Consider the following 243-nt stretch of genomic DNA (forward strand, 5'->3'; position numbering starts at 1 on the left):
ATCAGGTTCATGACGCGGGTCATATTGTAGGCCAGCACATGCAGCGCCATCTCAGTTGCCACGTTTTTCAGGGTTCGCATTTTGAAGTGGGTGGCCCCCATCCATGATTTGATCGTGCCGTAGGGATGTTCGACGGTCATGCTGCGGACCGCCAGTTGAGCTGGGTTTGCATCCAGTCGTGCTTGCACCCGCTCAAGAACATCTTCTTTTTCCCAACGACGCACACGCCGGTCTTTGCTCGTT

The 243-nt window shown here is 54.7% G+C and carries 1 protein-coding gene; it reads right to left on the minus strand.

Annotated elements, in window-relative coordinates:
- Positions 1-243 (minus strand): transposase (locus AB9F26_RS22525; RefSeq protein WP_369769156.1); only part of this gene is annotated, 243 nt, incomplete at both ends.

Origin of the sequence: Falsihalocynthiibacter sp. BN13B15 (assembly GCF_041205415.1) — a bacterium.
Lineage (GTDB): Bacteria > Pseudomonadota > Alphaproteobacteria > Rhodobacterales > Rhodobacteraceae > Falsihalocynthiibacter > Falsihalocynthiibacter arcticus.